Genomic DNA, 20,344 nt, shown 5'->3' with positions numbered 1-20,344 from the left:
ATTCGAGGACCCGGGGAATTCCGGCTACCCAAAACACTTGACTCTTGCCGTGCTTGCAACTTAGCTATAAGGGTGAATCCACTCAAGAAAAAGCCCAGATCAACCGGTTACCAACCTGCTCCTGAAAAACCGGATTGGCTCAAGGTCCGTCTTCCTTTCCGGGAGAAAGACAACTCTGTCTCCACAGTCCGAAGCTCGGTAGAACAGGGAAAACTGAACACGGTCTGTGAAAGTGCTTCTTGTCCCAACTTAAATCATTGTTGGTCTCGAAGGACCGCAACCTATATGCTAGCGGGGGATATTTGCACCAGACGTTGTTCCTATTGCGATGTCGCTTTTGGAAAACCTTTTGCCTTAGATCCCGAGGAACCTCTGCGAGTGGCGGAGTCTGCGAAGTCCTTGGATTTGCAGCATATAGTCATTACTTCCGTAAACAGGGACGATCTTACGGATGGTGCCGCGTTTCATTATAAACAAACCATAGAGCTGATCCGTGAACGACTCCCGGACTGTAAAATTGAGATCCTGGTTCCCGACTTTAAGGAGAAGGAGGAAAGTCTAGAGATCATTTATTCCGCTAAACCGGACATCTTCAATCATAACCTGGAGACCGTAGAGAGATTGTTCCCTACAGTGGCTCCTGCCAAGAAGTATGATCGTTCCTTGAATGTTTTGGAACATGCATCAAAACGAGGTTTCTTAACGAAAAGCGGTTTGATCTTAGGACTCGGAGAGACTCTGGAAGAAGTCAGACAAACCCTGAAAGATCTCCGAAGCTGCGGAGTGCAGATGGTAACTCTCGGTCAATACCTACAACCGACTCCGACTCATCTTCCAGTCCACGAGTACATTCATCCGGATATTTTCAAAGAACTGAAAGAATACGGAAAGGCAATTGGATTCAGGACAGTATTCTCGGGTCCCTTGGTCAGAAGTTCTTATCACGCGGATGAGCAAACTCCGTGGTACGGAAATTAAATAGATTTAAAGACAGCCTTCCGGAAGAACCGGATGGCACGGAGATGAAGAAGATCATTTTTCACTCCATTCTCTCCTATCTTTCCAAGAAAGAAGGCAGTGTCTCCAAAATGGAGATCAAGGATCTTCTATTTGATACGTTGAGTTTAATCCAAGGCTTTCGGGTAGAATGGGCGGAGATCCAAAAATTCGGCAGAGGCAAACTTCTGGTGAATTATAAGGACAAGGTGCTGATCTTGGACGTGGAAGAAGTCTCCGATTCTATCCTCAGGATCTGGAATCGCTATTCGGATTCTCATCCTTCTCCAAAAGGGAAAAAAACCTAAATCCAACAAGAAAGGCAGGAAGGGAGTTATTCTTAACTGTCCGTACGAGCCCTCGGTCCGTTTTTTTCAATTCAATCCAAGTCTCGAGTCTTGATTCATTTTCAAAAGAATCGGACCTCTGAAAATAGAAAAACCCGAGCCAGCTTTCGCCGAACTCGGGATTTTTCCACCGATCTTGCTTATTAGCCTACGGTTTAGTTATCTGACTTAGTTTGGAAGTCGTAGATGACTTCTTGTACTTCGTCTTGGTTAATTTTCTTAATACCGTCTTCGGTGTGAACGATCATCGTGCTACCTTGTTGATCAACAATCGCGCCGATCATGGTAGTTTTGTTCACGAGTACGATCTTTTCAAGTTTTTCGTAGTAGTTTACGAGATCTTGTTTGGTCTTAAGATTTTTAGGAGCGGAAACCAGAACGTTTTTGAAACGTTTCAGCTCGTCAGCCTGACGCTTAGCTAACTCTTCTTCGATTTTCTTTTTCTCAGATTCGTTTTCTGCGGCAGTCTTCTCGTCGATCTTTCCGGTTTTAGGATCTACGTTCAGTTTAGCTAACTTGTCGGTAGTCGTTTTGTCCAGAGTGACGATGGTTCTGATCTCTTGCTCTTCTGTTTTAGAAACTCCAGAACCGGTAATTTTGGTAACCGCTTTAGGAATATCTTTCTCAAGAGAAGCATTGAGTTTAGCAACTTCTTTCTCGCCGAAAGTCTTATCGGAAGCTTTTACGATAGAAGATTCGTCTTTCTCAAGAACGATCTCCGACTTATCAAGGGATTCCTTAATCTTTCTTACTTCAGCGTTAGACGAAATTTGTTCTGCAGACAATCCTTCCAGAGCACGAACTCTTGGAGAAACCGCTACGGAACCTTCGAGCACTTTTACGACGGATCTGTCGCTCTTAGTGCGATCTACTACGAAGGAAGTTCCGCGAACACCAGCGATTGCGGTTGGAGTAATAACGGAAAATTGGTCGTCTTTGGTCGCCTTATTTACTTTAGCGAAGACCTTACCGGATACTAAAGACAATCTTGTGTCGGTATTGCCTTGGGTATTCAAAGCCAGGGTAGCGAATTCTAGGCTAGAGTTCTCTGCGATACGCACTGCGGAACCGTCGCCGAATTGGATATCCACCTTAGCATTTGCCTTGGTTTGAATCTTATCCCCTTCTTTCAAAGCGGTTCCTAAACTTGCTTTGTCTTCGGTTAAGTCTGCGTGTTGGATTCTTGCTTCCCCTACGCTAAAAACTACGATGGCCGATGGTTGGTTCTGTTTTGCGTTCGCGGAATCCGCGTTCTCCGCAGGCTTTTTACAAGCTCCGGCATTCAACAGACCGACCATTAGGACGGCCGATGCAACGGAAATGATCTTATTCATACCCCTATCCTTTTTGATCGAGATTGATTGGAACCGCGGTGGAGGCAGTGTCCGATCTATATTGGGTTAACACTCATGAATCCTGGATTTTCAATATATTTCAATTTTTTTTTACTAAACGGAAGATATTTCCTGTGCCAAAATCAGCAAAATATAGCTCACCTGAGGGATCTCTGCCAAATGTACTAATTTGGTGATGAGTTTCTTTTAGGATCCTAAGTTTGGGTCTTTTTCCCTTCCCTACTTCGAATGCAAAGAATTTTCCGGAAACAAAATCCGCGAAAATGTACCAACCTTGCAAAAAGGAAAGATTTTTCCCACGATACACATAACCGCCAGTAATAGACTGGCCAATTCCGTGATCATATTCGAGGAGAGGATCTTGCAATCCCTGCTTGGAACAGTTGTTCGGCGGAGAGAAACAATGGAATCCTTCCGTTATATTCCATCCGTAGTTCCCACCTTTTAGAATGAGATCTACTTCTTCCCAAAGATTTTGGCCCACGTCAGCTGCGTATAGATCTCCCGTTTGGGAGTCAAAAGAAAATCTCCAAGGATTCCGAAGCCCATACGCCCAAATCTCCGGTAGGTAACCAGGCCTGTTCTTGTACGGATTGTCCTCCGGGATCTTATAAGCGGGAGCTTCTGCCTCTAGATTCGGTTCGATACGGATCATGCTCCCTAGATAGGTAGAAGTATTTTGCCCGTTCTTGAGAGGATCTCCTCCCGCCCCTCCATCTCCAAAGCCTATATATAATTTTCCATCCGGACCAAAGGAAAGCTGGCCGGCATTATGATTGGAGTAAGGCTGATCGACCCGAAGTAAGACTCTCTTGCGATCCTTCCATTGGATCGTTTTACTCTCGTCCCATCTGAATTCCAGGATCAGGGTTTGGTCCTTCCCCGCTTCCTTAGAGACTGCGTTCACATAGAATAGATGATTTTCTTGGAATCTAGGATGGAAGGCGAGACCGAGTAAGCCTTCTTCCGATCGAGTCTCTACGTGGCCCGTAAAATCTGCGATAATCTTTCCTTCCTGTTTACTCAGGTTGAATGTATAGATCTTTCCTCTCTTTTCCAGGATCACCATCGTGTCCGGCTCATCCGGGCGGAATTGTATATCGGTAGGTTCCCTGTATCCGGAACCTACCTTCTCAAAGTCCAAGTCGGAGAAGGAGCCGGACTTTTTTGTAGGCACTTCGACAGGCTTCTTCGACTTCGCAAAAAGAAGAGAAAAAGAAACGGTCCCGAAAAGCAAAACGAAAGGGAAAATAAAGAATTTACTGGCAAATCGTCTCATTCCTCCTAAAAACTAGCCGTTTCCAGCCCATAGTCAAGATAGAAAAAGCCAAAAACTAGATGCCAAAACTTCCCGCAGAAACAGTCTGTCGTTAAGATGAGTACTAGCACCCTTCGCCCAGAATCTTCCATCGCCTTACTTGAGGAAATGGAACGGAAATATAAGCAGATTCCTTTCGAAGCCATCTTGAAACAGGATATCCTGAGACAAGGAATTCATTTTCTTCCGGAATCCTTCCAAGTGGGAGAAGAGTATAAGACCAAGGATTACTTCATCTTCTCCTTTGATCATATTCCTTTGGCGGACATGAAAGAAGGAACGGACTCCAAGGCCCCGGAAGAGATCAAGATCACCGGCGGATATTTCAATCTTCTTCCTACTGTAGTATCTACTCGCAATAATCCGAATTCTCCATACAAAGTAAAACGCATCCCTGCCGGACAAACCGACGAAGGAAGACCAGGGCTTTATCTAGGGGAGACCTTCTTAGGAAAATTGGAATATCCTCCTAAGCCAGCTTGGTACAGACACAAAACCAAGTCCGGAAAGATCCCGGGTGAGATCGCGCCGGTCATCGAATGGGGATATTTGATCTACCTTACGGTCTTTCGCAACTGCCAGTATTTCGGAAAAGACGAAGAATGCGCGTACTGCGATATCAATCATAATTACAGACAACAGAAGAATGCAGGAAGGCCTTATACAGGAGTAAAGGACATCGAAGATCTTTTAGAAGTACTCTCTTGGATCGATGCGGAAGATGAGATCGCAAAAGTGTATACGATCACAGGTGGTTCCGTAATCACTTCTCTCAAGAAGAAGAATGAAATAGACTTCTATTTGGAATATGCACAGGCCATTGAGGAAAGATTTCCAGGCCGATGGATGGGAAAGATCGTTTCCCAAGCCTGGGAGAAGGAAGACTGCCAGAAGTTCAAGGACGTAGGCATCCAAGTCTATCATCCCAACTACGAGGTATGGGAACCGGAACTATTCCGTAAGATCTGTCCAGGAAAGGAATCCTATATCGGAAGAGATACTTGGATCAGAAGGATTGTGGATTCCGCCGAAGTGTTCGGACCATCTTATGTGATCCCGAATTTTGTAGGGGGAGTGGAACTCTCACAACCTTGGGGATTCTCCACAGTCTCTGAAGCGATCCGATCCACAGGAGAAGGTTTGGACTTCTTCATGTCCAAGGGGATCATGCCTCGTTTCACAGCTTGGTGCCCCGAACCTTATACGACTCTCGGAACCCAAGCGGGACCTCCGTTGGAATATTTCTGCGAACTACTCACAGTCTGGAAGGCTACATTCGAAAAATATAATCTTCCAGTTCCTCCGGGATATGGTGAACCGGGCCCAGGAAAGGCGGTCTTTTCAGTTTCCGCCTTTATGGACGTGATCGGATATCAAGGGAGAAATTAATCTCCCCCTCCGCTGCTAGACCGGGTGACTCTTCTCCAAGTATCCGCCCAGGAAGCGAATGAGTTTTGGTTCCTGGTCTGGACATAGAGTCTTCCTTTACCTGAAAATCTGGCGACGAGTCCTTCTCCGGATAGAAAGAGGGACTTCAGTCCTCCTACCTTATCTATGCTATAGTCCAGGCTCGGTTCAAATCCTACGATATGCCCTGTGTCTACGATGTAAGTCCCATCCACATCCACAGTATGGATCGCACCAAAGCTAGAGAAGAAAAGCTCTCCGCTCCCGCTTACTTTCAGAAAGAATAGACCTTCTCCGGCAAAGAATCCTTTGAAGCCTCCCCATTTACTATCTATGGTGAGATCCGTGCTACCTGCGACGTATGCTCCTCTGCTGAGGATCAATTCTTCGTTCTTGAGACTGCGATGTTCCAAGTCTCCTTGGGTGGCGGAAGTCAGGAACAATTCCCCTTCTCCACCTTCTGCAGTGAACGTATTTTGGAAGAAGCTTTCGCCACTAAAGAGAGCTCTCTTTGCGGAGGCAAAGATCCCGCCTTGCGCCTTCGTCTCCATCTTCACTTTAGAGGACATGGCGACCATAGCGCCGGATTCCGCTCGGATGGATTCGCCTGCGCTTAGAGTAAGTTTGATAATAGGAAAATCAGGTTTTGCTAATATTTCGTGTTTCATAAAATGACCTTATTGTTTTTTGGGAGGCAATTCGTTTCGGAACCAAGAGCCTAAAGAAGGAACGTTCCTGGATTGGATCCAAAGTCTACCCTTACCCTTGAATTTCGCTACGAATCCTTCTCCTCCTAGAAAGAAGGATTTCCAGCCTCCGAACTTAGTGATCTCGTATTGCAAGCCTTCTTCGAAGGCTACGATATGTCCTGTGTCTACGATGAATTCTCCTTCGACCTCCAAGACCTCGATTCCTCCGTAACTGGAAATAACGAGAGGTCCCTTTCCGGAAAGCTTTAAGAAGAAGAGGGATTCCCCACTGAAGAACCCTTTTAGTCCTTGGAACTTGGTATCGATATCGATCGTAGGATCCGCCGCCAAGAAGGAACTGGATTGCACAAATATCGTTCCGTTTAGATCCAATTTTTCCACGTCACCCGGAAGAGTGGGAGCAAGAAGCACTTCTCCCGGCTGTGGTGCGGTAAACGTGTTCATCCAAAAGGATTCTCCACCAAGAAAGGCAGCCTTTAAGGATTTAAAGATCCCTTTTTGCGCCTTTGTGGTTTGGATCTGAACATGAGCGCTCATACTCATAAGGGCTCCCGCTTCCGCCCTGATAGACTCGCCGGAAGAAAGACTGACCTTCGCGATGGAATAAGAAGGTTTGTATAATAATTGAATATTCATTTTTTATCCTGATGAATGGAGATTAAACTGGAAGAAGCCTAGTAAGCCAACTGATGAAGCTGGAAGGTACCCTACTTTGGATCCAAAGAGTTCCGTTTCCGGAGAAGTTTGCCACAAGACCTTCTCCTCCGAGCAGAGTGGATTTCCAATTCCCGCCCGCTCTTCCCACACTGAACTGAAGAGAATTTTCGAAGGCCACGATATGACCTGTATCCACGGTATAATTTCCTTGTACTTGGATGGGAACGATCGCGCCGTACGAACTCAAGAAGGCCTTTCCGCTTCCGGAGACTTCGAGTAGGAATAATCCTTCTCCTCCGAACAAAGAACGAATTCCACCGAACTTAGAAACTACTTGGATCCCGGAATCGGATGCCAAGTAAGATCCGGATTGGACCATTACACTTCTACCGTTCAGATCCAATTCGATGATGTCTCCCGGAAGATCCGGAGCAAGACCGATCTCTCCTCCTTCCGAGGGTGCGATGTACGTATTGAAGAAGAAGGATTCTCCTCCTAAGAATTTTCTAGCGAGTGCGGAGAAGAAACCGCTACCCATCTTGGTTTCCACCTGCATTTTAGAGCTCATGTACACCATGGCTCCCGCTTCCGATTTAATCGATTGACCCGGTCCCAATCTAAGTTTCAATAAGGAGAACGAAGGTTTGTGAGTGATCTGATATTGCATACCCGAGAGACTTTGGAAAATATTTTCCAAACCGTCAATCCGATTCCCGGTTAGAAATACTCGAATTCGATGACAGATCTCACCCTTCTTCCTTGCACCTATGAAACAAGTTCTGATAACAGGAGCGAATCGAGGGATCGGTTTGGAACTCTCTACACTCTTCGCCGAAAAAGGATACCAAGTCGTTGCGGCTTGCAGAAAGGCTTCCGAACCTTTGAGAAGATTGGAGGTCAAGATCTACGAAGGCCTGGACCTGACCCAAAGCCAGAGCTTCGAATCCCTTTCCAGTTTCCTTTCGGGGACCAAGATCGATATTCTCATCAATAATGCGGGAATACTCATCCCGGACAATCTAGAGAGTTTGGACTTCCAAGAATTGGAAACCCAGATCCTCGTGAACGCGATCGCACCGATCCGACTGACCCGGCTTCTTCTCCCCAAAATTGCGAATCACGGAAAGATCGTATTCATTACGAGTAGAATGGGATCCATGGGAGACAATTCTTCCGGAGCATATTACGGATACAGAATGTCCAAGGCAGCTCTGAACGCAGGGGCAGTGAGCCTGGCTCGGGACCTTCTCCCCCAAAAGATAGGAGTGGGCATCTATCACCCGGGAATGGTGGCCACGGAAATGACCGGTAGACAGGGAATTTCCCCTAGATCTGCTGCCGAAGGACTGTATCATCAGATAGCTTCTCTTACCCTGGAAAGGTCCGGAAGATTCTTTCACCAGAACGGGGAAGAGTTACCATGGTAAAAAGGATTCTGTCTCCCTAAAACAACACTGTTGTAAAAAGGAGACAGAAGTACAGAAATTTCTTTCGGATTATGTCTATTCGACCCTGAATCCGGCTGTACTTCCCTTTCAAAATCGCTTTTTTGCACTGCACCTGGCATGGATATTGCTTTAATAGTCCTAAAGGGTTATTTTTTCTGACCGAAAAAACAGTCAGAGAATTAGAAGCTCGGTGCAAAGCGAGATACTGACCCTGGTTCTTTATAGAACCGGGATAGGAAACCGATGAATTTCACGGAACACAGAAAAACATTAAAAGAAACAGTTAGAATTAAGGGGATCGGGCTCCATTCCGGTAAGGAAGTGAATCTGATCGGACATCCCGCACCAGTCGGGACAGGCATTGTATTCGAATATCGCAAGGGAGAAGATAAGGCTTCCATCCCAGTAGAGTTAAGCAATGTGGTAGATACGAGTAACGCCACCACATTAGGGGACGGGCTCCATAGAGTCCAAACGGTAGAGCATTTGATGGCAGCCGTTTTCTCCGTTGGGATCACAGACATGATCCTAGAGATCGACTCCGTAGAGGTTCCCATCATGGATGGTTCCTCCCTTCCCTTTTTGGAAGCCTTCGAAGAGACCGGTTATACCGAATTCGAAGAGAATATAGAACCGATTTATGTTAAAAACCCAATGTGGGTGGTGGACGGAGATAAGTATCTGGTCATTCTACCTAGCAAGGAATGGAAGGTGACCTATACGATCGACTTCCCTCATCCCCTCCTCAAAGGCCAGAACATCACAGTCAATTTAGACAGAGATATCCTCAAAAAAGAGATCCTTCCGGCAAGAACCTTCGGTTTCCTCAAAGACGTAGAAGCATTGCAAGCCCGGGGACTGGCAATGGGAGGTTCCTTGGACAATGCAATCGTTCTTACCCAAGACGGTTACCTGAACGAATCCCTGAGATACGAAAACGAATGCGTACGACACAAGATCCTAGATCTAGTGGGAGATCTTTCCATCGCGGGAAGACCGATTATCGGACATTATCTGGCTTCTAAAGCGGGTCACGCTCTGGACGTATCTATGGCTAAGTTAGTCATGAGTTCTGAAACAGGAAATGAACTCGGAAAATACAAGAGCCGCCGGATCCCTCTCTTCAAAAGAAAAGCAGCCGTCGTATAGTCCTTTCGGGATCCGGGCAAGGAAAGTCGTCGGATCCCTGCTATTCCCTTTTATAAAAGACTTGTCGATTCAGAAAACCCGGTTTATACAGCTTTCGGGCAGTAAAATCGATGAACGGCACGAAAAGGATCACGTACCAAGGGATAGTCGCCTTTCCCGGAAGATTTTACGGTCGTTGCGTAAAGATCGGTACCAAGAGAAGACATCTCGCCCACGGTGCCTATATCCATGAATCCCAAAAACAGGATGAGCTCTCTAAACTCTCCAAGGCCTTAGAATCCTCTAAGGTTGAGCTGAAATCCATCATCACAAAATTAAAAGCAAGAGAAGAAGACAAGGAACTGAAAGAGATCCTAGAGACCCAAGTCACGATCACAGAAGATCCTGGGTTACAAGACTCGTTCCGAGTACGGATCAAAGAGTATAATGAGAACGCTTTTCTTGCGGTCCAAAACACGATCAATGAACTCACTGATAAATTTACTAGGCTGGACAACCCCTTCTTCCGGGAAAGATCGGATCATTTTCAAGATATCTCCAACCGCATCCTGGAAAATCTCTTAGATAAGAAGGAAGAGGTATCCTTTCTCGCAGACCAATCCGAAGACGTGATCCTAGTCGCAAGACAGATTACTCCTTCTCAGATGATCCTAATGGATAAGAGCAGGATCCGAGGGATCGCAACCGATCTGGGAGGAAAGACAGGTCATATGGCCATCCTTGCCAGGAACTACGGGATCCCTACTGTAGTCGGTCTCAAGGAATTTTACAGAAACGTAAACGACTTGGAGTATGTTTTCCTAGACGCCGACACCGGCCAGATGGTCAGAAATCCAACCATCGAAGAGGTGAAGTACTACGGAGCCTCCTCTCCTCTGATCAACGAGGAAAAATCCTCCAAACCGAAGAAGGCGATCACTAAGGACGGGATCCGCATTCGCTTAAAATGTAATCTAGAATCGGATACGGACTGCGATCTTGCAAAGAAGGCGGACGTGGACGGAGTGGGACTCTTTCGATCCGAATCCCTATTCTTGAAATACCAGGATAAGAACGTCTCCGGCGAAGAGCAATTCCAGGCCTACAAAAGGATCGCAGAAGGAATGGATCCAAACCCAGTGTATATTCGGACCTTCGATATAGGTGCGGATAAATTCTCCACCGGAGAAGAAGAGGACAACCCTTTCCTAGGAAATCGCGGGATCAGATATAGTTTACAAAATGTGGACTGGTTCAAGGAGCAATTAAACTCCATCTTAAAAGCCTCCGCCTATGGGAATCTGAGTATCCTACTTCCGATGGTGACAAGCGTTGCAGAGATCCGAAAGACCAAGGCAATATTAGAAGAATGTAAAAGGGAACTTTCCACCGCGAAGGAAAAATTCAATAAGAAGATCAAACTAGGAGTGATGATAGAGACCCCGTCGGCGGTTTCCTCTATGGATGTGCTTGCCAAGGAAGTGGATTTCTTTTCCGTAGGAACAAACGATCTACTCCAATATCTGATGGCAGTGGATCGAAATAACGCAAACGTTTCGAATCTGTACAATCCATTCCATATTTCTTTCCTAAGAGCACTCTCTCAGATCGTAGAGACTGCCTGGAAGTACGAAAAGCCTTTGAGTATTTGCGGAGAGTTAGCCTCCGATACGAATTTTACGATCCTATTATTGGGGTTAGGATTTAGAGAACTCTCTGTCGCACTTCCTTTCGTTGGTTCCATCCGAAAGATCCTAGGATCAGTCGGTCTTAAGCAGGCAAATTTCTTATTAAAGAAAATTATGGAACTTTCGGAAGAAGAGGACTACGAAGCGATAGAAGCATTCTTGTTCAGTAAACATCTAGAATAAGCGAATGCATTTCAAAGAAAATGAACGACCACTCCAAATCAGGACTAATTCCACACGAGATCTCTTATCTCTCCAATAAACGTTAACTCTGTCTAAGATTTCTTCGATCCAATCCCGATCAAAATCTAAGATCTTAAGAGTTCGTTTCTTCTTTTTCTTCCGCTTTAGAATAATCCAGGCTCAGGAACAGGAACGGATCTTGCTCCAGCTTCTTCTCCTGTAAGAAAAGAGGTCCAAAGGATTCTTTCGGCTTCAGGAAATTCAAATAGGACTGTTTTTCGGTGCGCAGGAAAAAGTTCCCGCGGATCTGATGCTCTGCATTGAACTCCGAAACCTTTTTTAAGATCGAAGGTAGATTTCTATTCTCCGAATGAGATGCGGAGAATAGAATTTGGAAGTTCCGATCCTTCCACTTTCCTTGGAGAGCGAATCCTTTCTCAAAGAAGAATTCGGAAAACGCTAACTGGTCGGTCCCTTCTTCCAATCGCTTATAATGAAAATTGAATTCGGAACCCAGTATTTGAGGTAAGAATGCATCGAATCGGATCCCGGGCGCCTTCTCCCAGCCTTTCGTCAAACAGATCCCTTTTTTAAAATTCGGACCCAGGTTGTTTAACTCTATTTCGCTACTTCCGCTTTGGGAACCAAGCTCGGCTCTTGCAAAAATAAATCCTAGATTCAAAGGCGAAAACTCTCGGATCCTGGAAAAGTCCCAGATCTCCTTCTCTTTCAAGGGAGAAAAATAGAGATTGTCCAAGGCATACAGATCCGAATGTCCGTAAGGCTCGAAAATACTAGGTTTGCTAAGAAGGGTTTTCGCCATATACCTCCAATATCGGCTCCCGACTAAAAATCCACTGGGCAAAAAAAAGCCCCGGATCGCAAAACCCGAGGCTTTTTCAGGAAAGATCGCCTTCCAAAGGCCAATCTCTCTATTAAAGAAATCTTATTTATCCGCAGTGTAGACCTTTTTGATCTTATCCGCGTATTTCTCAGCGATCACATGTCGTTTCATTTTCAACATATTGTTCAGCTCTTCCCCTACTTCGAACGGTTTGGAAACCAAGAAGAATGGATTCACTTGCTCGAAGGATTTAAATCCGTTCTTGGAATTGTTTAGAGCCTTGATCTCTTTTCTGTACAGATCCTGAACCTTAGGATTTTCGATCAATGCCTCCTTGTTGGAAGCATCGACTCCATTCTCCTTGGCCCACTCGTCCAGTTTCTCAAAATCAGGAACGATGATCGCTCCCAGGTTTTTCTGGTCTTGGCCGATAATCATACACTGGCTAATATAAACCGATTCTTGGAGTTTATTCTCGATAGGAACCGGCTCCACGTTCTCTCCACCGAGCAGAACTACAGTATCCTTTGCTCTTCCGGTCAGGGTCAGGGTATGCTTGAAGTTGATCATTCCCATGTCGCCTGTATTCATCCAGCCGTCTACGAGAGCCTTGGCAGTCGCTTCTTCATTCTTGAAATAACCCTTCATGACCTGAGGACCGTTCACGAATACGACTCCCTTACGTCCGAGTTTTCCTTTCACGATCTTACCGTTCGCGTCGATCTCGGTTAAGACCTCATTATTATCGTTTCTGATCTGAAGATGGGTTTTAGGTACAATGGAACCCACGGAACCGATGATCAATTTCTGGAAAGTCCTTACGGAAAGAACGGGAGAAGTTTCCGTCATTCCATATCCTTCCAATACATTGATACCGATATTGTTGAAGAATTCGTCTACGTGACGAGGAAGCGCTCCCCCTCCGGAGATGGAGGCTCTGAGTTTTCCGCCGGTAGCGGTCCTGATCTTAGAAAGAACGATCTTATCCAGGGTCGCGCTATTGAAGAATACTCCGAGTCCCGCCAAAATATACAGAGGCAGGCTCAGGAAAGACAACTCTGTAGAAGCTAAATAATAAGCTGCAATGGAAGAAAGGACAGTCAGAGTGAATGGTCCGGTCAGGATCCATTGGAAGAACATTAGAATTCCATAAAACAAGGAAAAGATCGGATTTCTTCCGTGATAATCCACTTCTTTGCCGGTGATAAAACGGACCGCCGCATTCTTCTTGTCGGAGAAGAAGTAAGCCAGTTTGAATAGCCCTCTGCGAAGCGCCGGAGTTTGGCTCGGATCGTTAATACGAGTGTAGATCCCATTATAGATATTCTCCCAAAGACGAGGAGCAGAACCCATAAAGGTTGGCTTCACAGTAGCCAGATCTTGGCGAAGATCCCTTACGTTTGTGTAATATGTAGAAGCACCAATGCTAATACAAACATACTCAACAACCCTTTCGAATACGTGCCAGATCGGAAGAATGGAAAGAAGTCTCGCTTCCGAATTGATCTTGAGCATCGGAGTTACATTCAAAACCTGATGCATCATATTGGAATGCTTCAACTGCACTCCTTTTGGAAGACCTGTGGTCCCGGAAGTATAGATCAGAGTAAATAGATCATCAGGATGGATATTCGCAACTCTATCTTCCGTTTTACGAGAACCGGAAGCTCTCAGTTGTTTTCCTTTTTCGATGAGATCGTACATCTTAAGAACGCCAGGAGCACTGGAGTCCTTGTCCATTAAAATAATGGTTTTTACTTTTCCGAGCTGAGATTTGTTTCGATTGAATTTCTCCAGCATCTTATCGTTCTCGATAAAGACCACTTCGGCTTCGGAATGGCTTACGATGTACACGATCTCGGAGTCTGTGATATCAGTTCCTCGAGGAACGTCAGCTGCACCGGTAAGAATGATACCGCAGTCCGCGATAATCCATTCAATTCTATTGTCTGCGATCAGAGCCACGTGGTCTCTGGATTGGATGCCTAGATCGATCAACCCTTCTGCAAGATTTAAACCGTTTTCGTATAACTCTGCATAGGTGAGTGGCAAATAGTTCTTTTGCGCATTCTTATAATAAAAAGCCGGACGGTCCTTAAATGTATCCGCTGCCTCACGAAACAACTGGGCGAGATTCTCAGCCATGAATGGAAATTCTCCTGAATGAAAAGAGGTAGATGAATTGAGCTCCGGAGATAGCAAACCGGAACCTTTTCCAACTTAAAACTAAATGCTGGGAGATAAATCCTTTTTTTTCGAACGATGCGAATAGAGTTTATCAAACAGTCGTTATGTATAAAATGAGACTTTAAGGCGATTCGAGCCAGTTTTTGAGCCTTCCGGTTAAAATGGGCAGATCCCTCTCTGAAATCCCATATTGGAAATGCAGTTTCTTTCCAGATTTACTAAAAACGAATAAGGCAGGCTGACCTTCTATCCGTAAACCATTGACCAGCTTCCATTTTGGGTCCAAAAGGCTGGGATATTTCATCCCAAACTCATCTGCGGCCTTTTTTATCTCGGGAATGCTCAGATCGTCCTCGGTATTCACCCCGAAAACCACTGTATTTGTGTCTTTGAGCCTTTGTCGTAACTCCTCTACCACCGGGACTGCCTTCTTGCAGGGTTCGCACCAGCTCGCCCAGAAATCCAAGATCACGAGTTTGCCCCTGTCCTCTGAGAAAGAGTGAGTCTTACCCTCCCAATCTTCCAAACTGATCTGGTAGAGAAATGGTTCTTCCGGAGTACGGCAGCCTAAGACTGATAAAAAAAAACAGATCGGAAGAAGAATGAGAGAAACTCTCCTAAAAGACATGATCCCAGGATACAAAAGGAAAGAGAGGCTACAAGTCATTTCCGAAGCATCTAGATTTCTTGCTTTCCACCTTGCCTGTAAGTCAGTCGGAAATAAATTTGTATTTGAGCTTATCTAGTGGAAGAGAATCGGATCTATAATTACTTTTATACCTTCGAGGAATTCCAAGTCTATTTGGAAGGAAAACAATTTGTAGGCCTCGGCATTTCTTCTCACCCGGATCCGAATTTTACTCCTACAAATGCACCAAAGATCTCTCTTCGCTACGATCTTAAAAAAGGCCTGCTCTTAAAAGATCTAGGGGAGAAGGAACCGAAACTCCTTTCTTGCAATACGTGGTCCGACGATACCTGGAACAGAAAGGAAGATCTATTCGAATGGAAACCGAATGAGAAAGACCAAGTCTATTTCCAAGCATTAGATCGGAATAGGCTCCATATGCATTGGAAGTCCGACCTCGACATCCCCTTTTCCGGGATCTTACATGCAAAGAAAAAAGGGTTTTTGGCAAGGCTCTTCGGATAAATCTTCCTACAACGTAAAAGAAGAGTTCCTACAACGCGGGAACTCGTAATTTTTTCGCTCGCGTAGAAGACGATTTTATGATATACGGGATCTCGTAAACCCACGAGCCACTCCCCCCACCCGAACTAGGGCGGGGGCCCTCTCTTCAAAAACTCTTAATGGAGTTCCTACACAATTCTCTATTCGTGGGACAACAGATCTAAAAAGATCTTTTTGGTTTTTTTCACAGAAACTGTCCTTTCAAATTTCTTCAGATCCGGTTTTTTGAGCTTTTTAGGTTTTTTATAATATTCTAAAATTGAATTCTTCCAATTCATTTTCGAATCGGGCGAAATATAGAAACAAGACTCCCCTCCGATCTCCCGAAAGACTTCCAGATCGGAAACGATACAAGGAATCGAATAAGCCAATGCCTCCAACAAGGGGATACCAAATCCTTCATAGATGGATGGGAATAAGAACAAGTCTGCGTTCGAATACAGATACTGTAGCTCTTCCTCGGTTGCGGAATCGATCCAATGCAAACTCCCTTTCTGGGAGGCCTCTTTGAATTCTTCTAGAAATTCAGGGGATTCCCAACCTGCCTTCCCTGCATGCACCCAAATTCCTGGGAATTTTGGATTTTCTTTTTGCAAGGCCTGGTATGCTTTCCATAATATTTGATAATTCTTCCTCGGTTCCAGAGTAGAAACGGTGAGAAAGAATCTCTTGGAAAGTTTCTTTGTCCTCTCTGTGGGAGCAGTCTTTCGATGAACAATCTCTTTGGGGGAATAGCCCGGATATACGATCTCTATCTTTTCCTTGGGAAAAGAATAATACGTTTGCAGTTCTTTTGCGGTGAATTCCGAGTTCGCGAGCACAAAGTCCGCTCTTCGGATACTTCTTCTGAGATAGAATAATTGCTGTAGCCTTGCGATCGGCCTCATTGTTTCCGGAAAACGATAGGCTACGAAATCATGATAGGTCAGAACTCCCGGGACCTGCTTTGGCAAGAACAACGGAAATACCTGCTGGGTCCCCCAAAAAAGATCGATCTTATGTTTTCGAAGCTGGAAGGGAAGATAAAACGCGAAATACAAACCACCCTTCTTCGCGAAAGGCCCATCTCCTATTACGACTCTTATATTCGAATTCTTTAATAGTTCTGAATATCCTTCATGAATGGGTCTATGGGAAAACAAAAGGAATTCGAAGTCGGTATCCGAATCGAATCCCCTAAGTACGGATGTGATAAGCTTTCCTACTCCGGAAACAGGAGTGGATAATGGCCTAGCATCCACTGCGATCCGAAAGATTTTTCGATCCTTATTTTTCTTTTCCTTCAAAGAAAGATCCTTTTACCAACGTTCTCTTACGGATGACTGCATAGAGTTTTGAAATTCCTTCCAAAACTCCTGCACGATCTCTTTTTTTCCGGCGATCAATCCGATCCCAAGTTTGGAACTTAAGAAAGGATATTCCTTTCCTGATTTAATCTCAAGATCCAATCCTCCGGAGGCTCTTAAGATCGCAATCCCTCCTGCCACGTCCCAATCGTTCTTGGGACGCAAGGACAATGTCATCGGGAATTTTCCCACTGCCACTAAGGCTAGTTTATAAGCAATGGAGCCTTTAGCCTTCAAAACGAATCTTTCTCCGTAGTGAATATTCTGAAAGAGCTTGTCTCTCGTTTCGGATACCGATACAAGTATTTGGTTCGGATCTTCCGGCTTTGCATCTTCTAAAAACTTGGATCTGTCGTCCCAATTGATCTTCCGATCTTTATAAGGAGTTTCTAATATTACATATCCGGAACCTATGCCGGCCCTTCCCCAGAAGAACTCACCGGTGACCGGGTTCATCACGATCCCAAAATCAAGTTTTCCGTTCTCAACAAGCCCTAGACTGATCGCGAACTCAGGGTTCTTTGCTACGAACTCTCTTGTCCCGTCTATCGGATCGAGGATCCATACGCGAGAGGCTTTGGTTTTAGGGGAGAATGTGGACTCTTCTTCGGAGTAAACAGGATCCTGGAGAAGTTCTCGGATCCCGTTCGCAATGATCTCGTTTGCTCGGAGATCCGCCTGAGTCAAGGGATCTCCTTTGGATTTCTCCATCACGTCGAAATCCGTTCCATAGATGGAAAGGATCTCGTCGGCTGCTTCCAGAACAAGTTTAGAAACGGTCTCCGCTTCTTCCGGAAATCGCATTCGATGTATGGATCTATTTTCCGGCAGGCTGTTGGCCGGCTTTCTCGTCGCTATGAGGCTCCTCGTCCAAATTTTCCGGACGTAAATAGAACACTTCATTGATCGGAGTCTGGAGATAGATCTCCGGATCCATTAAGTAATTATAAAATACAATATAAGTCTTGTATTTTACGTAGACACCGTAAGTCCCTTTTTGCGGCTCATATTGGATGGAATCCGCTTTTAGGTCCTTGGTATATTCTTTATAATCCAAGTATTTGCGATGAAGGCTGTATTTCATTGCGGAGAGAAGGTTCTTTTCAAGGGTCGCTTTCTTGGAAGCGTCGGAGATCTTTCTGTTCTTATTGAACTCTTCGACCTTATTGAATTCCTCTACTAAACCGCTGACCTTACCAGCAAACAAAGGACTCGCCAAGCAGATAGACAGGGCTAGTATTACGATCCGTTTCATTGTTTCTCCTATGTTCCTAATATAGTATCGGTATTTAAGGGGAGGAACTTTTCCCCCAGTTATAATTTCTCTAAGGGAGTATATGCAAGGAAAAAGTTTTTCTCCAGGGCCCCGAACCTGATTTTTACCTTTCGATTCTTGCCTGTTCCTTGCACGGAAATCACGATCCCAGCCCCAAACTGAGCATGCTTGACCCTGTCCCCCTCCCGGATCTCGGCTTCCTCTCCTAATGGTGCGCCGGATTGTTCCGGCTCAGAATAGGAAGTTTCTCTAGGTTTCGGCTGATAGCTTTGGTAGGCTCCGGCAGAGGCAGTAGGAGGACCTTCCGGTCGTCTGACCCCTTTGCGGGAAAGCGGCCCTTCTTCTCCGAAACATTCTACCGGGATCTCCGGCAAAAAGCGAGAAGGGATCCGAGGTTCTACTTTTCCGAATTTTCGGGAAGTCCTGCAATAGCTGATATATAGCTTTTCTCTAGCCCTGGTCAGAGCCACATAAAAAAGTCTTCTCTCTTCTTCTTCCCCGTTCGGTTCTTCCAGGGTCATCAAATGCGGGAAGGTCCCCTCTTCCAAACCTGTAATGAATACCGTAGGAAACTCCAATCCTTTCGCATTATGCACAGTCATCAAATGCACATAGTCCGTAAGCTGGGCGGTGTCTTCTTCCGAAGTGAGAAGGCTGATCTGATTCAAATATTCTTCGAGACTGGGAGAATCCTCTCTTGTCTCATATTCCTCGATGGAGTTCACGAATTCCCTCACGTTCTCCACTCTGGAAACCGCTTCCTCGTCATGGGAATTTCTTTCCATGTATTCTACCCAGCCGCTTCTTTCTATGATCTCTAAGGCGATCTTGGAGGGAAGTTCTCCCTTCTCTTTCTTTTCGATCAGGTCCTGGAATAGATTATAGAGTTCCTTTGCCTTTCCGAGGCCGGCCTTCTTCAAGGGAAGTTTGGCATGTCCGATCGCTTCCAAGAAAGAGATCCCCTCTTGGAGAGAGAATTCCCGGATCTTTTCCAGACTGGCCTCGCCGATACCACGAGGAGGAGTATTCACAATCCTTAATAAAGATGTGGAATCCAATGGGTTCGCAACCACATTCAGATAAGCGATCATATCCTTGATCTCCGCTCTATCGAAGAACCTAAATCCTCCGAAGATCTTATATGGGATCCCCGCCGATCTTAATTTTTCCTCAAAATACCTGGACTGTGCGTTGGTCCTATAGAATATTGCAAAATCCTTATATTCTTTTCCCCTTCTATATCCTAGTTCGATCTTATTGGTTGCAAAAGTTGCTTCTTCGCTTTCATTCTCGAATTCGGAAAGTGAGATGATCTCTCCTTCTTCATTATTCGTGAATAATTCCTTTTCTTTCCGATCGCTATTGTTAGAGATCACTTTGGAAGCGGCTCGGATGATCCTGGAAGTGGATCTGTAATTTTCTTCCAACTTCACTACGTATGCATTCGGGAAATCCTTTTCAAAATTCAGGATATTCGAAATATCCGCACCTCTCCAGGAGTAAATGGACTGATCGTCGTCCCCAACCACGCATAGATTCCCTCTTTCTCCGGAAAGAAGTCGGACCAATGTGTATTGGGTCTTATTCGTATCTTGGTATTCGTCCACCATGATATAATTCCAACGATCTTGGTATTTCTTTAATACATCCGGAAATTCCTGAAAGAGTTGTACCGTGCGTAAGATCAGGTCCCCAAAATCCATGGCCTGGTTCTTCTTCTTTCTCTTCTCATATTCCTCGTAAATAGAGGAGATCATCTGAGAACGGTGAGAGAAGTTTTCCTTTCTGACATACCCGTCCGGATCCATCATGGAATCCTTCCAAGAAGAAAAGATCCCGACCAAGGAAGAAGGCTTGTACTGCTTCGGATCCTCATGAAGATCCTTAATAACCTGCTTAATTAAGGATTCTTGTAATACGGAATCGTAAACAGTAAATCCCGAGCTCATACCTAGATGAGCTGTTTCTCTTCGTAAAATATAAAGGCAGAGAGAGTGAAACGTCTTGATCTGTACATTAAAAGGAAGAGAAGGCACCAAATGGCTCACCCTCTCCTGCATTTCCGCAGCGGCCTTATTTGTGAATGTTAAGGCGCAGATGGAATCCGTTCTTTTGTTCAGGATCAGATTTGCGATCCTATGAGTGATCACCCTGGTTTTTCCGGAACCCGCTCCGGCGAGAATGAGCACCGGTCCTTCTAAACGAGAGACCGCCGCCGCCTGCGGACCATTCAAGCCCTGAAGAAGGTCTTGCATAAAGACT

Annotated in this window: 19 protein-coding genes; 7 read left to right on the top strand and 12 right to left on the bottom strand. The window is 45.3% G+C overall.

Going from position 1 to position 20,344, the window contains the following annotated elements:
- Positions 1–72: 72 nt before the first annotated feature.
- Positions 73–978, top strand: coding sequence for a lipoyl synthase (lipA, locus tag EHO57_RS02640; RefSeq protein WP_135647209.1), 906 nt, complete (start codon positions 73–75; stop codon positions 976–978).
- On the top strand, positions 963–1,304 hold the full coding sequence (locus tag EHO57_RS02635) for a hypothetical protein (RefSeq protein ID WP_135647208.1): 342 nt from the start codon (positions 963–965) through the stop codon (positions 1,302–1,304). Before lipA ends, EHO57_RS02635 begins: the two co-directional genes overlap by 16 nt.
- Positions 1,305–1,498: 194 nt before the next feature.
- Here the strand turns inward: EHO57_RS02635 and EHO57_RS02630 are convergent, their stop codons facing one another.
- A complete protein-coding gene (locus EHO57_RS02630) occupies positions 1,499–2,677 on the bottom strand; it encodes a lipoprotein LipL45 (protein WP_135647207.1) in 1,179 nt (392 codons plus the stop codon).
- A 100-nt stretch (positions 2,678–2,777) separates the two neighbouring features.
- The gene (locus tag EHO57_RS02625) at positions 2,778–3,977 is read right to left on the bottom strand and encodes a PQQ-dependent sugar dehydrogenase (protein ID WP_135647206.1); all 1,200 of its coding nucleotides are present in this window, start codon (positions 3,975–3,977) and stop codon (positions 2,778–2,780) included.
- Between the two features lie 96 nt (positions 3,978–4,073).
- Between EHO57_RS02625 and EHO57_RS02620 the strand changes: the two genes are divergently transcribed.
- Complete coding sequence (locus EHO57_RS02620; protein ID WP_135647205.1) at positions 4,074–5,405, top strand: radical SAM protein; 1,332 nt, start codon at positions 4,074–4,076, stop codon at positions 5,403–5,405.
- Here EHO57_RS02620 and EHO57_RS02615 read toward each other — a convergent pair.
- The 3 genes from EHO57_RS02615 to EHO57_RS02605 are packed head-to-tail and all read right to left on the bottom strand — an operon-like array spanning position 5,402 to position 7,457.
- Positions 5,402–6,091: a TIGR00266 family protein gene (locus EHO57_RS02615; protein ID WP_135647204.1), complete on the bottom strand. Its 690-nt coding sequence runs from the start codon at positions 6,089–6,091 to the stop codon at positions 5,402–5,404. The genes EHO57_RS02620 and EHO57_RS02615 overlap by 4 nt on opposite strands.
- A 9-nt stretch (positions 6,092–6,100) precedes the next feature.
- The gene (locus EHO57_RS02610; RefSeq protein ID WP_135647203.1) at positions 6,101–6,769 is read right to left on the bottom strand and encodes a TIGR00266 family protein; all 669 of its coding nucleotides are present in this window, start codon (positions 6,767–6,769) and stop codon (positions 6,101–6,103) included.
- 22 nt (positions 6,770–6,791) lie between these two features.
- Positions 6,792–7,457 carry a TIGR00266 family protein gene (locus EHO57_RS02605; RefSeq protein WP_135647276.1) on the bottom strand — a complete coding sequence of 222 codons (666 nt, stop codon included), beginning with the start codon at positions 7,455–7,457 and terminating at the stop codon, positions 6,792–6,794.
- Between the two features lie 100 nt (positions 7,458–7,557).
- On the opposite strand from EHO57_RS02605, the gene EHO57_RS02600 reads away from it, so the two are divergent.
- From EHO57_RS02600 to ptsP, 3 genes are all read left to right on the top strand, one after another.
- Complete coding sequence (locus EHO57_RS02600; RefSeq protein ID WP_135647202.1) at positions 7,558–8,217, top strand: SDR family oxidoreductase; 660 nt, start codon at positions 7,558–7,560, stop codon at positions 8,215–8,217.
- Between the two features lie 264 nt (positions 8,218–8,481).
- Positions 8,482–9,387: a UDP-3-O-acyl-N-acetylglucosamine deacetylase gene (gene lpxC, locus EHO57_RS02595; RefSeq protein ID WP_135647201.1), complete on the top strand. Its 906-nt coding sequence runs from the start codon at positions 8,482–8,484 to the stop codon at positions 9,385–9,387.
- A gap of 110 nt (positions 9,388–9,497) precedes the next feature.
- Positions 9,498–11,237 carry a phosphoenolpyruvate--protein phosphotransferase gene (gene ptsP, locus EHO57_RS02590; RefSeq protein ID WP_135647200.1) on the top strand — a complete coding sequence of 580 codons (1,740 nt, stop codon included), beginning with the start codon at positions 9,498–9,500 and terminating at the stop codon, positions 11,235–11,237.
- 133 nt (positions 11,238–11,370) lie between these two features.
- On the opposite strand, the gene EHO57_RS02585 is transcribed toward ptsP, so the two are convergent.
- The 3 genes from EHO57_RS02585 to EHO57_RS02575 all read right to left on the bottom strand — a co-directional run bounded on the left by EHO57_RS02585 (position 11,371) and on the right by EHO57_RS02575 (position 14,896).
- The gene (locus tag EHO57_RS02585) at positions 11,371–12,060 is read right to left on the bottom strand and encodes an LIC11631 family protein (protein WP_135647199.1); all 690 of its coding nucleotides are present in this window, start codon (positions 12,058–12,060) and stop codon (positions 11,371–11,373) included.
- Positions 12,061–12,183: 123 nt separating this feature from the next.
- Positions 12,184–14,226 carry an AMP-dependent synthetase/ligase gene (locus EHO57_RS02580; protein WP_135647198.1) on the bottom strand — a complete coding sequence of 681 codons (2,043 nt, stop codon included), beginning with the start codon at positions 14,224–14,226 and terminating at the stop codon, positions 12,184–12,186.
- A gap of 163 nt (positions 14,227–14,389) precedes the next feature.
- Positions 14,390–14,896: a TlpA family protein disulfide reductase gene (locus tag EHO57_RS02575; protein ID WP_135647197.1), complete on the bottom strand. Its 507-nt coding sequence runs from the start codon at positions 14,894–14,896 to the stop codon at positions 14,390–14,392.
- Between the two features lie 117 nt (positions 14,897–15,013).
- Here EHO57_RS02575 and EHO57_RS02570 point away from each other — a divergent pair, with 117 nt between their 5' ends.
- Positions 15,014–15,421: a hypothetical protein gene (locus EHO57_RS02570; RefSeq protein WP_135647196.1), complete on the top strand. Its 408-nt coding sequence runs from the start codon at positions 15,014–15,016 to the stop codon at positions 15,419–15,421.
- A gap of 179 nt (positions 15,422–15,600) precedes the next feature.
- Here EHO57_RS02570 and EHO57_RS02565 read toward each other — a convergent pair whose 3' ends face one another.
- Genes EHO57_RS02565 through EHO57_RS02550 form a run of 4 tightly spaced genes read right to left on the bottom strand, consistent with a single transcriptional unit; the run spans position 15,601 to position 20,337 of the window.
- Positions 15,601–16,746 carry a glycosyltransferase family 4 protein gene (locus tag EHO57_RS02565; RefSeq protein WP_135647195.1) on the bottom strand — a complete coding sequence of 382 codons (1,146 nt, stop codon included), beginning with the start codon at positions 16,744–16,746 and terminating at the stop codon, positions 15,601–15,603.
- Between the two features lie 12 nt (positions 16,747–16,758).
- Complete coding sequence (locus EHO57_RS02560) at positions 16,759–17,610, bottom strand: 3'(2'),5'-bisphosphate nucleotidase CysQ family protein (RefSeq protein WP_135647194.1); 852 nt, start codon at positions 17,608–17,610, stop codon at positions 16,759–16,761.
- 13 nt (positions 17,611–17,623) lie between these two features.
- On the bottom strand, positions 17,624–18,061 hold the full coding sequence (locus tag EHO57_RS02555; RefSeq protein WP_135647193.1) for an LIC11625 family surface-exposed protein: 438 nt from the start codon (positions 18,059–18,061) through the stop codon (positions 17,624–17,626).
- 59 nt (positions 18,062–18,120) lie between these two features.
- Positions 18,121–20,337 (bottom strand): ATP-dependent helicase, encoded by a 2,217-nt coding sequence (locus EHO57_RS02550; protein WP_135647192.1) that lies wholly within the window; start codon positions 20,335–20,337, stop codon positions 18,121–18,123.
- Positions 20,338–20,344 lie beyond the last annotated feature (7 nt).

Origin of the sequence: Leptospira langatensis, assembly GCF_004770615.1 — a bacterium.
Taxonomy (GTDB): Bacteria; Spirochaetota; Leptospiria; order Leptospirales; family Leptospiraceae; genus Leptospira_B; species Leptospira_B langatensis.
This window is presented reverse-complemented; position numbering and strand designations above follow the sequence as displayed.

Bases quoted from the DNA above. Each gene is read 5' to 3' on its own strand.
- EHO57_RS02550 (WP_135647192.1), bottom strand. From the start codon at position 20,337: ATGCAAGACCTTCTTCAGGGCTTGAATGGTCCGCAGGCGGCGGCGGTC.
- EHO57_RS02560 (WP_135647194.1), bottom strand. From the start codon at position 17,610: ATGCGATTTCCGGAAGAAGCGGAGACCGTTTCTAAACTTGTTCTGGAA.
- EHO57_RS02630 (WP_135647207.1), bottom strand. From the start codon at position 2,677: ATGAATAAGATCATTTCCGTTGCATCGGCCGTCCTAATGGTCGGTCTG.
- EHO57_RS02580 (WP_135647198.1), bottom strand. From the start codon at position 14,226: ATGGCTGAGAATCTCGCCCAGTTGTTTCGTGAGGCAGCGGATACATTT.
- EHO57_RS02605 (WP_135647276.1), bottom strand. From the start codon at position 7,457: ATGCAATATCAGATCACTCACAAACCTTCGTTCTCCTTATTGAAACTT.
- EHO57_RS02555 (WP_135647193.1), bottom strand. From the start codon at position 18,061: ATGAAACGGATCGTAATACTAGCCCTGTCTATCTGCTTGGCGAGTCCT.
- EHO57_RS02610 (WP_135647203.1), bottom strand. From the start codon at position 6,769: ATGAATATTCAATTATTATACAAACCTTCTTATTCCATCGCGAAGGTC.
- EHO57_RS02620 (WP_135647205.1), top strand. From the start codon at position 4,074: ATGAGTACTAGCACCCTTCGCCCAGAATCTTCCATCGCCTTACTTGAG.
- EHO57_RS02585 (WP_135647199.1), bottom strand. From the start codon at position 12,060: ATGGCGAAAACCCTTCTTAGCAAACCTAGTATTTTCGAGCCTTACGGA.
- ptsP (WP_135647200.1), top strand. From the start codon at position 9,498: ATGAACGGCACGAAAAGGATCACGTACCAAGGGATAGTCGCCTTTCCC.
- lpxC (WP_135647201.1), top strand. From the start codon at position 8,482: ATGAATTTCACGGAACACAGAAAAACATTAAAAGAAACAGTTAGAATT.
- EHO57_RS02625 (WP_135647206.1), bottom strand. From the start codon at position 3,977: ATGAGACGATTTGCCAGTAAATTCTTTATTTTCCCTTTCGTTTTGCTT.
- EHO57_RS02600 (WP_135647202.1), top strand. From the start codon at position 7,558: ATGAAACAAGTTCTGATAACAGGAGCGAATCGAGGGATCGGTTTGGAA.
- EHO57_RS02575 (WP_135647197.1), bottom strand. From the start codon at position 14,896: ATGTCTTTTAGGAGAGTTTCTCTCATTCTTCTTCCGATCTGTTTTTTT.
- EHO57_RS02615 (WP_135647204.1), bottom strand. From the start codon at position 6,091: ATGAAACACGAAATATTAGCAAAACCTGATTTTCCTATTATCAAACTT.